This is a genomic window from Siminovitchia sp. FSL H7-0308 (assembly GCF_037980985.1).
Lineage (GTDB): Bacteria > Bacillota > Bacilli > Bacillales > Bacillaceae_C > Siminovitchia > Siminovitchia thermophila.
Genome location: NZ_CP150282.1, coordinates 2,748,051 through 2,762,549 on the forward strand (window position 1 = coordinate 2,748,051; position 14,499 = coordinate 2,762,549).

The 14,499-nt window shown below is 41.4% G+C and carries 15 protein-coding genes, 1 pseudogene and 1 riboswitch; all 16 genes and pseudogenes read right to left on the bottom strand.

The features are described from left to right. Positions 1-30 precede the first annotated feature (30 nt). The gene (locus MHB50_RS13155; protein WP_339164094.1) at positions 31-951 is read right to left on the bottom strand and encodes a DMT family transporter; all 921 of its coding nucleotides are present in this window, start codon (positions 949-951) and stop codon (positions 31-33) included. Between the two features lie 114 nt (positions 952-1,065). Next, positions 1,066-1,491 carry a DUF2935 domain-containing protein gene (locus MHB50_RS13160; RefSeq protein ID WP_339164097.1) on the bottom strand — a complete coding sequence of 142 codons (426 nt, stop codon included), beginning with the start codon at positions 1,489-1,491 and terminating at the stop codon, positions 1,066-1,068. Between the two features lie 229 nt (positions 1,492-1,720). Beyond that, the gene (locus MHB50_RS13165; RefSeq protein ID WP_339164099.1) at positions 1,721-2,092 is read right to left on the bottom strand and encodes a DsrE family protein; all 372 of its coding nucleotides are present in this window, start codon (positions 2,090-2,092) and stop codon (positions 1,721-1,723) included. Between the two features lie 552 nt (positions 2,093-2,644). Then, on the bottom strand, positions 2,645-3,097 hold the full coding sequence (locus MHB50_RS13170; RefSeq protein ID WP_339164103.1) for an OsmC family protein: 453 nt from the start codon (positions 3,095-3,097) through the stop codon (positions 2,645-2,647). Positions 3,098-3,233: 136 nt separating this feature from the next. Continuing rightward, positions 3,234-3,965 carry a CoA-transferase gene (locus MHB50_RS13175; RefSeq protein ID WP_077109813.1) on the bottom strand — a complete coding sequence of 244 codons (732 nt, stop codon included), beginning with the start codon at positions 3,963-3,965 and terminating at the stop codon, positions 3,234-3,236. Continuing rightward, positions 3,958-4,743, bottom strand: a complete 786-nt coding sequence (locus MHB50_RS13180; protein ID WP_340083876.1) for a CoA-transferase — start codon at positions 4,741-4,743, stop codon at positions 3,958-3,960. Before MHB50_RS13180 ends, MHB50_RS13175 begins: the two co-directional genes overlap by 8 nt. Positions 4,744-4,760: 17 nt before the next feature. Further along, complete coding sequence (locus MHB50_RS13185) at positions 4,761-5,519, bottom strand: CoA-transferase (protein WP_077109811.1); 759 nt, start codon at positions 5,517-5,519, stop codon at positions 4,761-4,763. A gap of 2 nt (positions 5,520-5,521) precedes the next feature. Next, positions 5,522-6,547 carry a CoA-transferase gene (locus tag MHB50_RS13190; RefSeq protein ID WP_077109810.1) on the bottom strand — a complete coding sequence of 342 codons (1,026 nt, stop codon included), beginning with the start codon at positions 6,545-6,547 and terminating at the stop codon, positions 5,522-5,524. A 24-nt stretch (positions 6,548-6,571) separates the two neighbouring features. Further along, positions 6,572-7,225: a methionine ABC transporter permease gene (locus MHB50_RS13195; RefSeq protein WP_340083877.1), complete on the bottom strand. Its 654-nt coding sequence runs from the start codon at positions 7,223-7,225 to the stop codon at positions 6,572-6,574. Then, the gene (locus MHB50_RS13200) at positions 7,215-8,216 is read right to left on the bottom strand and encodes a methionine ABC transporter ATP-binding protein (RefSeq protein WP_340083878.1); all 1,002 of its coding nucleotides are present in this window, start codon (positions 8,214-8,216) and stop codon (positions 7,215-7,217) included. The genes MHB50_RS13195 and MHB50_RS13200 overlap by 11 nt, the downstream gene beginning before the upstream one ends. Continuing rightward, complete coding sequence (locus MHB50_RS13205) at positions 8,213-9,043, bottom strand: MetQ/NlpA family ABC transporter substrate-binding protein (RefSeq protein WP_077109807.1); 831 nt, start codon at positions 9,041-9,043, stop codon at positions 8,213-8,215. Before MHB50_RS13205 ends, MHB50_RS13200 begins: the two co-directional genes overlap by 4 nt. A gap of 483 nt (positions 9,044-9,526) precedes the next feature. Then, positions 9,527-9,645, bottom strand: a riboswitch (SAM riboswitch). Between the two features lie 84 nt (positions 9,646-9,729). Continuing rightward, positions 9,730-10,116, bottom strand: a complete 387-nt coding sequence (locus MHB50_RS13210) for a DUF4870 domain-containing protein (protein ID WP_340083879.1) — start codon at positions 10,114-10,116, stop codon at positions 9,730-9,732. A gap of 673 nt (positions 10,117-10,789) precedes the next feature. After that, positions 10,790-11,362, bottom strand: a pseudogene (locus MHB50_RS13215) (cation:dicarboxylase symporter family transporter); the annotation flags it as partial. A 99-nt stretch (positions 11,363-11,461) separates the two neighbouring features. Next, positions 11,462-11,719 (bottom strand): transposase, encoded by a 258-nt coding sequence (locus MHB50_RS13220; protein ID WP_077109805.1) that lies wholly within the window; start codon positions 11,717-11,719, stop codon positions 11,462-11,464. Positions 11,720-12,207: 488 nt separating this feature from the next. Beyond that, a complete protein-coding gene (locus MHB50_RS13225) occupies positions 12,208-13,539 on the bottom strand; it encodes a hypothetical protein (RefSeq protein WP_077109804.1) in 1,332 nt (443 codons plus the stop codon). Between the two features lie 451 nt (positions 13,540-13,990). Next, positions 13,991-14,419, bottom strand: coding sequence for a hypothetical protein (locus MHB50_RS13230; RefSeq protein WP_077109803.1), 429 nt, complete (start codon positions 14,417-14,419; stop codon positions 13,991-13,993). Between the last annotated feature and the right edge of the window lie 80 nt (positions 14,420-14,499).

Consider the following 14,499-nt stretch of genomic DNA (forward strand, 5'->3'; position numbering starts at 1 on the left):
CACTGAACGCCTGTTTATGCGAATCCATTGTTATGCCTCACTTTTTGATTGTTTGTTATTTACTTGGACCGAGTTTCTTTTCCCTTTTACCCTGGTCGTCAATAATACCCCGCCAATAACGGCCAACGCACCGACGATTTGGGTTACAGTGACTGTTTCCCCAAGCCAAAAATAGGCGCCAATCATCGTGATGACTGGGAGAAAATTCAAGAAAATGGATGCTTGGGAGGGATTTAAAATTTCTACAGCGCGATTGTAAAATATAAGAGCAAGAACAGACGGAAAAATGCCCAAATATAAAAGCCCCCCTACGGTTGGAACAGTAAATGCCGGAATCCCCATAACGAACCATTCAATAAGAAGAAATGGCAGCAACATGATGAGGGATAAACCCGACATTACGAGCAATGCGCCATATAAAGGGAATAAAGGCATATATTGTTTAACAGCAATTGTATAAATAGCCCAAGTGATAACAGCCCCAACCATGATGACGTCCCCTACATTCCAATCAGACGTGGCCAGCTCCAGCACATTGCCATTCATGACGACCCAGACCGCTCCCGCCATTGAAAGGAGAATTCCTGACCATTGGCTGATATTCAAGCGCTCTTTTAGCATATACGCGCTCATGATAACCGTTACAACGGGAATGGCTCCCTCCATCACGGCCACTTTTGTGGAAGTCGTAAATTGCAACGCCCCGTAAAGCAAAATGTTGAATAGAGCAATCCCCGTCACCGTCATGATCAGCAGCGGCTTTTTATGCTTTCTAAATTCTTCACGATGGCGCAATGCGCCTGAAACACCAATAGGAAGCAACACAATAAAAGCAGTCAGCAGCCGAAAGAAAGTGATGGTAAAGGGCGGCAATTCATTTATTGCTTTTCCCACTAGGATATTTCCTGCATAAAAAATCACGGCAAACATCAATAATATGTAGGGATACATAAAAATGCCCCCCCCTTTGCATTTCGTTTTATGTAATCGCTTTCTAACGTATCCTATTTCATTGTATCAAAAAAAGAATAGTCCCGGGACTCTAACAAGCCCCGAGACTATTTTTTATCTGGAAGTCAGCAGCGCACGAGCTATACCGATAAAATATTCCGATTCACGTATAATATGGTCCAAGACGACAACAGCCGTTTGATTGTTCGCCACAACCGCGCTGTCATTTTTTATTTGCCGGCATAACTCGATAAAACGTTCACTCTCCTCAAGACAAAATGTCACGAGCTGAAGTACTTGCTGATACAATTGAACAGGAATATAGTAACCGGAACGGACGACAGACTCAATAAAACTGACGACTTGCTGATGGGTTTTTGACAGCGCTTTCTCCCATTCAAACAGCGCTTCGACATATTCCGGCTCTAATCCTGTCACTAATTCCCGGATAACGACTGTATGTTCTTCTTCTTGATGCTTCCAAAACTCCGCCTCATCCAATATGCGCAGCGGCATTTGCGGGCCGTAATAAAACTGCATGCCACTCCCCCTCCCATTTTCAATATATGGGAAGGAGGACAACTATATTCTTCTAACTTCCTATTCATCCATCTTTCAGTGGGTACTTGTTTAGATAGGCAGATGAACGAAGCCTTTACTTCCCAGAACGGGAAGATGTTTTTTTCGACTTCAACGTGTAAAATGACCAGTCGCCCTTGTTTCTTATGAACGTTTCCGTTTTTACGGCCGACCTGGCTTTCTATGCAATTCAATTAAGTTGTAGCGTTTTCTCAGAATTCATGATGGAATCTATTACATCGTCCGCCTGAATCACTTCACTGCCTTCAATGAGGTTTTCTTCTTTTACGCCGTTATGTTTCATGCATGCTGAACATACTTTTATTTTACCGCCTTGTCGCAAGAAGGCAGGCAATAATTCTTTGATGGGTTGAAAAGGTTCGCCAATATCAATCTTGTCAGCATAACCTGTTTCAGCCAGATAGACAGCATCTGACAGAAGCAGCAATTCAACGGTATGTCCTTTTTCCAACGCTTTGGTACCCATCGTAAAAGCAATCGTTACATTGTTTGGATTGTTTTCATATGCGGTCAGTGTAATGAGCAAGTCTGCGTGCGCCAAAACAAAACCCTCCTAAATTTTTCAATCATTGTAACATATTGGGCATCGATATCAAAATGTCAGTGGTCATCCCTTAATATGAAGAAAAATACATGTCTGTAGGTTCAACTAATGGCCTCATTGTCACCCTTCCGGCATGAACATGGCAAATATCCGCGCCACACTGGGACACCGATCTAACGATTGAGCAACGAACAGTAAATGGTTAATAGCTGCTCATAACAGAAGCTTTGACACAGCCCTTCCGGTTAATGGAATTCGGCTTTATACCCTTCTTACAATAAGCCATGAAATAACTATCTCGTGTAGTCTTTTGGTTTTGCATCCAGCGGCAATGAAAGGCTGTTCATACCATCAGGAAAGACTTTTCCATTATAAAAAGCCGCTACTCGAGCGGCTTTCCGTTTGTATGGATAGGGACGAAAGTAGATCGTACATCTGGCGAGTCAACCGGAATTCTCAAAAATTCGTCACGTAAAACCGGAAAATAGCAGAGTAAATCGAAAAGTGTGAATGGCTTGCTATCACCAGCCTCTCGAACAGCTTTTCCCCTTATACCTTTATCCATTCACCTTGAACATTTACACCCGCATCAACCAACAAATTAAAAACAGGGCATCTTTTTTCCACTTCACTTTTTAAAGCATTTATTTTTTCTTCGCTTTCATTCGTTTTAATGTGTACCTTATAATGAACCGTTTGAAAGTGGGGAGAAATTCCTTCAACTCCCTGCAATCCCCGTAAATCAAGCGCTCCTTCATTTTGAAATTCCACACCTTCATACGAGAATTGTTGTTCCTTGGCAATGAGCGCAATCATGACGGATGTACAACTGGATAACCCGCCCAATACAAGCTCAACCGGGTTTGGTCCTTTGTCCGTTCCCCCCAGACTGGCTGGTTCATCAACAATTATTTTTTCAAAATCCCTGATGAAAATGGAGGTTTGCAATCCTTTTTCCCATTTACCGCTTGTTTTTACTTTCATAAATTGTGCTGTTGCCATTTCAATACACCTCTTCTTTAATTATTTTTACTTGGCCGTCTTGCGTTGGGGAATCGACTAGACTGTTTACCCCTTTGATTCCCGAAAACTGTAAGTTTCAAAACATAAACCCACTCTTTAAATATACGAGCGAACATCACTTAAATTCACTAAATCTTGTTCCGTTGGGATCAATCGATTGCAGTATTGACAACTCTTCTTTCGTAACCGGAGGAAATTCAATGAACTCCTCGTGCTTTTCCACAACAAATCCCGTGTTCTCTTGAATTTCTTGCAAAGAGCTGTTTGGAAAAATAGCGTAAAGACGCAGACGCCCATCCTCCTTTGATTTTTTAAAAATGCCAAGTGGCGTGATGACAAATTCCGTATTGCCCGCAGCGGTCACAATATCCAATTTCTCCACTAGGCTCCTTTTATCATGATTCGTTTTCCAAAGGATGCCCCTCTTGACAGTTGGAAGCAAAGCCGCACTGCCCGCCCCGCCCGGCAATCGGACTTTCGGTTGGTCATACGTTCCGATTGCACTCAAGTTCATCCTACCATACCCATCAATTTGCGCTCCACTTAAAAAAGCTACATCAAGCCCGCCACGAGCCGATAAGTCGAAAATATCGGAAAGCGGAAAATCAGAAATGGACCCTTCCCGCAATACAGGATCTGCCGAAGAATAACTTGAAAAAGCTGCAGGTACAGCATCCACCCCTCCCGGGATGCTCAAGTACACCGCTGTTTGGGCATGCAACTTTTTCGCCAATTGAATCGCTACCGCGGGCATGGGAGAGGCTACTCCATGAAAGACGCGCTCACCGTCTTTGATTAGACGGGCCATCGCAATCGTGATGTTATCAGCCAATTGAACATTAGACATGGATTTCAGCCTCCTTTACTTTTTCCACGAACCCTTCGCAATTCTGCAAATATGCCACAACACCGGCTTTGTCGATAGAATACAAAGGTGCACAACTGCCTGGTGCCGCTCCGTTTTCAGCCAAGACGACATGCTCGACGAGGAAGCCGGGAACTTGCGGCCTGACAGTCCAGCTTTCGGAATCAATTACTTGTTCGGCTGTGACGATTACTTTTTTCGCCGCCCGTACCATAATCAGATCTTCAAACACTGCTCCTTCGATAAAAGCATTTCCTTTTTCATCGGCAATGTTAGTGTGAATCACCGTGTAATCTGGACGCAGTGCGGAAACTACGGCTGTTTTTTCACCTGTAAAAGGACAGGTAACATAGCGAACCTCTCCCGTAAGCTCCGGAAGCTCGCTTCCTTGAAATCCGTTGAGTGGCTGAAAAGGGACACCATAAATGCTTGCCCGCAAAGCCGCGATGACACTGGCACATGCATGTTCATACACTGTAATGTCTCCTTTTTGGACGCCTTTACGATAGCTTTGCGCCAATCCAAACATTTCAAAGCCAATGTAGCCGCCGTATACAGCCTTTAGCGATTGAGCCGCCGCTAACAGATCGACATCCAAGGCGCCGGCTGTTTTAATAACGGAAAGATTCTTCTTTTCTTGACGGATCAACTCTTTGACGAACGCCACCGGAGAGCGGTGCAGCGCATTTCCGCCAAGGGCGAGCAACGCTCCGTCTTCAACGGCTGCCACCGCTGTTTTTAAGCTTGTTTGTTTTGACATTTGTTTTCTCCTCCTTTTTATGCAATGACAATGCCATCAGGATCAAGCGTCCGCAATGTTTTCAAGTCAGCTTCTGTCGGAGGATCCACATAGGACCAGTCGTCGGCTACTTCAATTGGGAAGCTGCTGTTTGCCTGAACATCATCCAACGTATATCCCCTAAATAATTGAAGCAATGTCATTTTCTTTGTTTCTTCAGCAAATCCGTACACACCGATCTGTGTAATGACGCGATATGGTCCCGTATTGGCCGGCAATCCGGCTTCCTCCCGCCTGCCTGGCCCTTGCAAATACCCGGGACTTGTTAAAAAGTCGAGCCTGTTAACAAACTTTCTCTTATCCTGACCCATGATGATGATCGTACGTTCACACAAGGATGCGATATCGGCTCCGCCGCCGGAGCCGGGCAACCTTACTTTCGGCTTTTCCCAATCACCGATTACGGTTGTGTTCAAATTTCCGTACTGATCGATCTGGGCGCCACCCAAGAATCCGTAACGGATCCAGCCTGCTTGCGCCAAACTCATCACATAGTCCATAGAGCCGACTGTCACGCCGTTTTCATATGTCAACGACTCACTTACCTGAATCGGCAGCCTTCCGGTTGGCTTCCCTCCCACTCCACCGCCTTCATAGACAAGCAACAAATCGGGTGCATGAGTATTTAAAGCCAAAACAGAAGCGAGAAGCGGCATGCCCGTTCCTACATAAACAGCCGCATCTTTCGGTAAAAGACGCGATGCCGCAATAATCATTTTTTCTGTATCGTTTCCCATTTTTATCCTCTCCTTTTCGCCACTTTTGGATATGGCGCCAATTTCTTTTCAATTTTCTCCAACTGTTTCAACACACGGACACCACCAATTTGCTCCAAATATTCGTAGTGATCATGGCTGCCATACACATATTCCTGCAAATAGGTTTCAACGCCTTCATCACTGATAGATGCATCCAGCCAAATTTGCCAATGATCTTCATCGAATGAATAAAGGCTCGGCACTTGATTTGGATGAGAACCGTATGGTACTTCAACAACCGCATCCACAACGAAATAAGGAATTTTCGTCAAGTCCGGACGACTTGAAAATACTTCGTCATGTACGATTTCTTCCGCTGTCACTAAGACGAATTTTGCCGCGTGGGCCAGTTCAATGTCTTCCGCGACATTCCCATCAATTTGACAGTTTCCATATTGATCAGCACGGTGGACATGGATGACCGCGACATCCGGATAACAAGCGGGCAGAAGCTCCACTTTCTCGTTTGTAAAAGGGTCCGTGATTGTTTTCGATCCGCTGTAATGTAAAGTATCCGTGCCAAGCGAGGATCTCGTCGGGTAAAAAGATAAACCTTTCATCGCCGCGGTAAAGCGCCATTGAAAACCGGCATTTGTAATCTCGGATAACACTTTCAACCGGCCGGATTCAACCGCTCTTCTCGTTGGAAGTGACAGTCCCCGCACTTCATCGGCAAAACCGTAGGAGACTTCCGCTTTTGTGATGTTTCCCGCTGCCGCCAACAATTGCCAATCATGCTGTGATCCTTTCGTGCCAATTGTCAGATTCCCTGTTTTTTGGCGGATGATTTCATGCACCGCGGCAATCGGGTTGCGCACCGATCCCATTCCGCCAAAAACGATATAATCCCCTTCTTTCACCCCACGCGCCACCGCTTCTTGCAATGTGGCTCTCTTGTCTTTTTTCACGAGTGATTTATTGTTTTTTCGGAACTCCCTTATTTTGTCCGGATGCTCCCACCCGAAAAGCCTGGATGTGGTATCTTCCTTTATGAATGTTTGAGTCATTGTTTTTCCTCCTTTGATATACCATTATCTTTTATCTACTGCCCTGGCTGCCCGGTCGCCGACAAACTGGATCAATTGAACGAGAATAACCAATATGATCACCGTGGCAATCATGACATCGTTTTGGAAACGGTAATAGCCGAAGCGAATGGCCAAGTCGCCAATTCCTCCGCCGCCGACGATGCCAGCCATTGCCGAATAGCTTAATAGACTGATCACCGTCACAGTAAGTCCGGCTATCATGCTCGGCTTCGCTTCAGGAAGCAGGACATCTTTCATAATCAGCCACGGGGAAGCGCCGCATGATTCCGCCGCTTCGATCACCCCTTTATCAATTTCCCGTAATGATGTTTCCACAAGGCGGGCGTAAAAAGGGATGGCGGCGACGGTCAGTGAGACGCTTGCAGCCACCGGTCCCATCGTTGTTCCCAGGATCAATTTTGTAAACGGAATAAGAACAACGAGTAAAATGATAAATGGGATCGAGCGAATGATATTGATGATGCTTCCAGCCACGCTTTGTATATAGCGGTTTTGCCAAAACATGCCTTCACTTGTCACAAAAAGGGCTACCCCCATAGGGACGCCGATGATGACCGCAAACGCAACAGCAATGCCCATCATCCATGACGTTTCAACAAATGCTTTTCCAAACTCATTTACCATTTCAGGCAACATCGGCAAGCACCTCCAATTGATTCGTCCTTTTCGTTATATATCGAATCGCCTGCCGGACATCTGATTGACTGCCAATCATTTCGATGATGAGTGTTCCGAGCGGACGTTCCTGAATGTAAGAAATTTGACCATGCAGGATATTCACAGAAATATGAAATTGTCTTAATGTCTCCGAAATGACCGCCTCTTCGGCCGAATCTCCTTTGAAAGTGATTTGGACAATCGCCCCTTTTCTTCCCAAAAGAAGTCTTTCAGGCAATTCCAGGGAGTGGACCGTTTGAACAAATTGCTTGGACAAGGCCGTTTGCGGATTGGCAAACATATCATACACATCAGCCAGTTCAACAACCTGCCCATTTTCCATAACAGCCACCCGATGGCATACATTCTGAACCACTTCCATTTCATGTGTGATTAACACGATCGTGATCCCAAGCGTTTTGTTGATTTTTTTCAACAGTTGCAATATTGACTTTGTTGTTGTCGGATCAAGTGCCGAAGTCGCTTCGTCGCATAGAAGCACTTTCGGTTCATTGGCCAGCGCCCGGGCGATACCGACCCGCTGTTTTTGTCCTCCTGAGAGTTGAGCGGGATAATGAGCGCTACGATCGGACAGCCCTACCATCTCCAAAAGCTCCGGAACCCGCTTTTTAATTTCAGCTTTCGTCTTGCCTGCCGCTTTTAATGAAAAAGCGATATTGTCATAAACGGTTTTCGAACTAATCAGATGAAAATGTTGAAAAATCATGCCGATCTTTTGGCGCTCTTTCCGAACTTCCTGATCAGATAATGCCGTCAATTCTTTACCGTCCATAACAATGATGCCTTGTGTCGGCTTTTCCAGCAGATTCAAGCATCTGAGCAATGTGCTTTTCCCGGCCCCGCTGTAACCAATGATGCCAAAAATCTCACCTTGGCGAATGGACAAGTTGACATGGTCGACAGCCGTCAACTGTTTATACCGTTTCGTAACATTCACAATTTCGATCATTCATTTTCCTCCTTTTTCACTTGATAGGGCGGTTTCACATATCCCTTTGCATGCTTGTTTGTATAGTCTAAAAATTCATCTGAGTGATAGGCTTTTTCGAGAGCTTTTGCGAACGGCTTTTCAATATCTTCTTTTCTGAGCGTCACATAAATCAAATAACCTTCCGGTGTTTTTTCGATCTCCACTGCTTCATCCAGTTTTAATCCCGAAGCCAATGCAAAATTTCCGTTAATAAAAGCAAAATCAGTATCTCCCAATGAACGCGGTGTCTGAGCGGGATCAATTGGTTTGATGTGTAAATGAAGCTTATTTTCCACGATGTCTTTTTCAGAAACGACAGTTGGATCGGCCTTTTCATTCACAGTGATCAACCCGAAGTCCGCAAGCATATTCAACGATCTGGCCAAGTTGGTCGGATCATTGGGCATCGTTATCGTCATCCCTTCTTTCAAATCATCCAACGAATCATGCTTGTCGGAATAAAGTGCGATAGGGGCAGTCGGAACCGCATAAGAAGCAACAAGATCCACGTCATGATTTTTATTGAACTGTTTTAAATAGATGCTGTTCTGAAATAGATTGGCGTCTATTTCTCCTTCGTTTAATGCGATGTTTGGCTGGATGTAATCATTGAACTCCACAATATTTACTCGATATCCCTCCTTTTCAAGAATCGGAATGATGCCTTCTTTCAATTGATCGCTGTACGGTCCTGCTGTGGCGCCAATGGTGATTTCTTTCTTTTCATCCCCTGCTGAAGTGCTTCCACACGCTCCCAAAGCAAGTAAAGTAAAAATCAGGCTAATGGTAAGTAATGTTTTTCTCATTTGATGATTCTCCCTCTTTAGCAAATTTTTCCCATGTTATGCCAACAAATCGCAATATAATCGTTTTAAGATAGGAATACTATGTTTTTTTCCATGACAGTATCCATATTCTTTCCGGCCTTGGCTACGTATCAATGGAAAGCGTCGTGTCACTCAAAACAATTCGCAATCCACTTTTTTCATAAAAAAGACCCCTTGATTCGCACAACTATGCCGTACGTGGGCAAACTTGTGTAAATCAAGAGGCCTCCGGTTGTCCGGTCAGCTTCTTTATCATCTATAGATGTATCAGGCTGGAAATTTCGGTTGTTTTGGCGTCGTCATGGGCAACTATTGATTTTGTAATGACCTGCGACTTCAAGATTCATTTTTGCTTCAACACTCCCTTTTACGAAAGCATCTCTCATTTCAATAAATGCCCAAATAAAAAGACCCCTTTACATATAAGAGGTCTCCGCTTTAAATCATATTTATCAGCTTCGCCCCTTATCTGTCAGACTTTGAACAAAAGTCTGCTGGAATTGGCACCGTTTGAATATAAAATATATTCAATGGTTGCCGAGGCTTCACAGGGCCAGTCCCTCCACCTCTCTTCATAAGAGTCATAAAAATCATTTGATTTTGTTTGGAATGTTGAAACCTATTCTATTCCGAATCTTCCCGGTTGTCAACTAAGTTTTAGAATTTTATTGGCTTCTGCCGTTAAAATGTTGAACAAGGTTTTCCGCGATGTCACCAACGACCGGCACTTTTATCCGCTCACGATGATATGTCTGGACCATGAGCACCACCCACAAAATGAAGCCAACCAATGAGATAAGCAACTTGAATAACCATCCGACAAAGGGTACATAACTAACGCCTGTCCCTACAATCCACAGAGTTGCATAAAGGACCATTGACTGCATTGCATGAAATTTTACAAAAGGGCTTTTCTTTTCCAAGATAAAGAAGATAATGCCCGTCACGAATGTTCCCAAATAGCATAATAAGCCCGCGACATTTTCTTCAAGGCCGGTGGATGATTTACTGTCGTTCTCCTTTTGGGGGCCAATTTCATGATGATCGTCCATTCACTGCTCTCCCTTTCAAGTAATTTTTGCTGACACGAGTGTCACAAATCACACCATTTATTCAACCTTACATAAAAAAGTGAATCTAATCAATCATAATTTAGCCAAAAAAACCATAGCATGATAGCAGATTTTTCCCCACGTTCAACAGGCAAGGTCCACAGCATGGTATAATCTATGAATAATGAGTCTGACAGATTTATGGAAATAGGAGAAGTTCGTTCCGCCGTACAGCCAACAACGGCTTTGATCTGGTGAAAGTACATGAAAGCGCTATAAGCTAAAAAAGATATAGAATGAAAACGACACATTTTAGGGGAGTTGTTTGTTTTGAATAAAGAATTTAAACTTTTGGTGGCTATGTTTTTAATTATCGTCCCTATTTTACTTTCAATTTTTTTCAGTTTTAAAAGTGAGCTCTTGTTGACCAAAGGTTACGATTTAGCACTTGATGGATGGATATGTAATATCTAAAACGATGGTGATGATTTTTACCTTTTATTTACTGACTAAGACAGGATTTTTTATTTTGCGACATATTAAAAAAGACTAGCTGTATACTAGTCTGAGGCTGGCGACAAAGCATTTGGGACTGTAACAGTTTTTCCAGGTTTATTCAAACTATACGATTATATTTCGTCCTCCTAGAAATTTTTGATGTTATTCCCCCTTATAAAATTATATAAATGGGGGTGGAATGATCACTTAAACCAATCATCTCATATATTTGAGCAATAAAAGGCGTTGCAAGAGCTTGATACAATGTAGAGTCATCCAAGTTAAAGGAATAACCGGTCGGAACTACAAAAGAAACAATATTTTTTGGACATCTGAACTTTTCCATTTTATGCATCACTTTTGGCAATACTGTTTCAGAGCTAGAAGTTGAATATGCCAAAAGCAGCTCATCTTTCAATAATTTCAATGTGGAAAATATTAGTAATAAGCCAGCTTCTCGATACCTCCAAGCACAACAACAATAAAAAAGAGCATAGTTGCAAAGACAAGAATCATTAGTTTTCCAAGTGGAATCAATGAATCTAAACCAAATTTTGACACCGATACACCAATTAAAGAAAATACACCGAATGGGGCAAAACTTCATAATAATATTTGTCACCCAAAACATAGCATCTGCTCCACCTTCAAAGAAGGCAAACACAGTTTTTCCTTTTTCGCCAACCACTGTAATCCCTAAACCGAATAAGACAGAAAAGAAGATAATGGGAAGCATATTCCCATGATTGGTAATACGTACTTCTTGGCACTTCAAGCACTTCGCACATTATTCGAACCGGGTGGTTTTCTTTCTCCTGCTTGATATGGTCGATGATCTCTTGGTTGGTCACTTTTTCGCGAATATGGTCATAGCCTTTTTTAGAATGTCGCCCTCTTGTTTAAGGCGAAGGTTTTCTTTTTGGATTTCCGCAATCTCTGCTGATGATAAGCCATCACTTCCTTCAGGAGAAAGTGCTTTGATCCATTTATAAATCGTTACTTCAGATACCCCATATTCGCGGTTGAGATCGCTCACAGATGTGCCAGATCTGTAAAGCTCGACAATTGTTTGCTTACATTCTTGATTATAACGTTTTTGTTTCATTCCGGACACGTCCTCTCTATTTTATAGGATAGAGACTTAACTAACATGTGTCCATACATCTATACTAGCTCCACACTTCATCCAGCAGGTGATATGATGAGAAAATTTATGATTGAAACTACTAGCGGACGGATTACAGCCCATACAGGTTTAGCCATTGCTTAATTCGGCCTTCTTCTTCGTTTCTGCTCTTCTTGTTACTTGCCTTCTTTTTCCGATAATGAGCCGAGGCGGAGCATCTTCTGTGCATTTCTAATCATATCCTTGCATGTTTTTAGCTGGTGCTTTTTGAAAGTAAGCTATATAGATTTCATAAGAATATACGTTCTTATTTGGTTTAAAAGAAAAGCCCGAAATTGGGCCATTTTGTTACATGTTTAAAATTTTTTCTTTTTGTGCTTGACATTCTTCTTGTGTAACGATGCCCTCATCAAGCAATTCTCTGAACTTTTTATCGAAAAATCCCAATTAATTTACCTCTGATTTTATTATTTCCTAAGTCCCGTCAGTTTTAAAAGGCTTGATAAAAATCCTTCTTTTTTACGTCTCGTCTCGGGTTGTTTATTGACATCTACTGTTATTGTTATGGAATTAACGTGAGCAAGATGATTTTTTGGCTCAACACCTTCATTCACCCTAACCCAATCCTTGTCTATTTCTGGATTAATAAAGTCTGGCAGATCATCTAACGCTTTTAGTATTCTTTCCATGGAAAATGCTGGACAGTGAATATAAGGAGTGGAATATTCTTTGATTCTATCTAAAATCTCGTTTTTATTTACATGCCATACTCCATTAGTATCAAATCTGCCAAATTTCCACCAAGGGTTATTAAACTGACTTATTTGTAGCCTATGGCAACCGAATGGATTTATAGTATACTCACTAGCGCCGTAACAAAAATCAGACTTACCAGACCTTAATTTATCTCCATAACAATAGTTAATTCCACCAACAATTTTTCTGTCTACAATTTCACCGTTTATTATAACAAAGCATGATTTCCAATTATTTATTAGCTCATATAAACTAATAAACGCGAGGTAATCACTGGTCTGCTCCGAAAATACAGCTTGATGAATAATGTTATTATCTTCATCAAAAGATTCAATATATTGCGGCGCTGATTTCGCTAATGTGACTGCCTTTTGATAATTCTTAGAAGTAGAATAACCAAAACTTATTGAAACATACCATTTTGGAAATAATGATACGTTAATGTTTTTTTTTGCTAAACTTAAAACGTCTTCATTCATTACTACATTGTTATTATCAACAATTTCCTGTATCGGTTCCTCTGGAATATCCTGACCTTCTAACCACAAAGAATATGTACTTTTGATTTTTCTCTTTATTAATGAGTTTGTGTTTGCTAAGTACCATTTCAATGCATTTCTATCCAACTCTGGAAGAATAACGTATAAGTCTTTTTGCAAAGTTCCTGGATATTCTCTTACTCTAGATTGGACAGAAATATATGCACTTTTAACATTGTTTATAAACTCTAATTCATCGTTTCCTCGTCTTTCATCCCAAGCTCGACATTCAACTGATCTATTAACTACACTTCTTGCTTTCTCAAAATCTGAAATAATCAAGTAGCATTTTAACAAAACATCTCTACAAGGAATAGAGGGAGGAATTATTACAGAGTGATCTTTGTATTCTATATGGCATTCTCTAATAAAAGCTGGGAGGTTATCCATTCCCATTTCGCAAACACTAATGCATTTTTCGATATCCCCGTCTCCATTTCGTTTTGGTCTATATTTTTCGATTTTCTCATGAAGACTAAAGTGAAAATCAATAGCATTCTTCACAGCGATCACCCCTTAAAGAAATATTTTTTTTACATATTGATCAGAATAAGGGGGCGACAAATATTACAAGTAAACATTCAAAAAAATTACACTTCTTGAGTTTAACAAACTCTTATGGGACTCCAAAAATACATAACATGCAATTTCATACATGGATAGTCTCATAATATTCCTTTAACTGATTGTCAGGCATGTAATTCAACAGCAAACTTGTGAGCTTCCGCCTCAATCCTGCTGACTGAATAAAAGGTGTTTTTACGCGCGCAAACGTACTTTTGAATTTCATAGCATAAGTCCTTATTAATCGCGATGAATTTATTTAAATATTTACGTGGTTAGTCGTTACTTGAATCATGAAATGAATGGCTTTTAAAAATATCAGTTAATAAGTAGGGATCATTCGTTTTGTGTTTTTTGATTAATTCATTAACTTTTTTACGAATCAACTTAACTACGCCCTATTCTTTATTTTGAATATCTCCCGTTCATGTTGAGAAATCTTTTTATCAAAATAATCAAGGTCATCCTTTGTGGCGAGCTGTTCAAGATGAGACATGGTTTCAGAATGGTATTCAGTTAGCTTTCCAGTTTGCTCATAAATAATTTGTTGCTTAGATTCTATGCTGGTTAAACGTTCGTTTGTTTTTTGTTGTTCTAGTTTAATTTCAAAAACTTCGGTCTTAATCCCGGCAATTTCTTCTTTGACGCCTTTTAATTCATCTAAAATCTGCTTCAACAGCTGCTCATTCATCGCTATTCTCCTTTCTGTATTTTTTGGTGTGTATTTTCTTATTAATTTTTTTAGTGTTCTCACGATATATTCCATGGATTTTGAAAATGATTTCTGCGCTTCTTTTGAAAATGGTTCATCATCAAACACTAACCCTTCTGCATGCTCAAGATCGTTTTTTATTTCCTAAAGTCTTTTGGCAATGTCCTCTTCGTCTTGGTCAGCAGGGC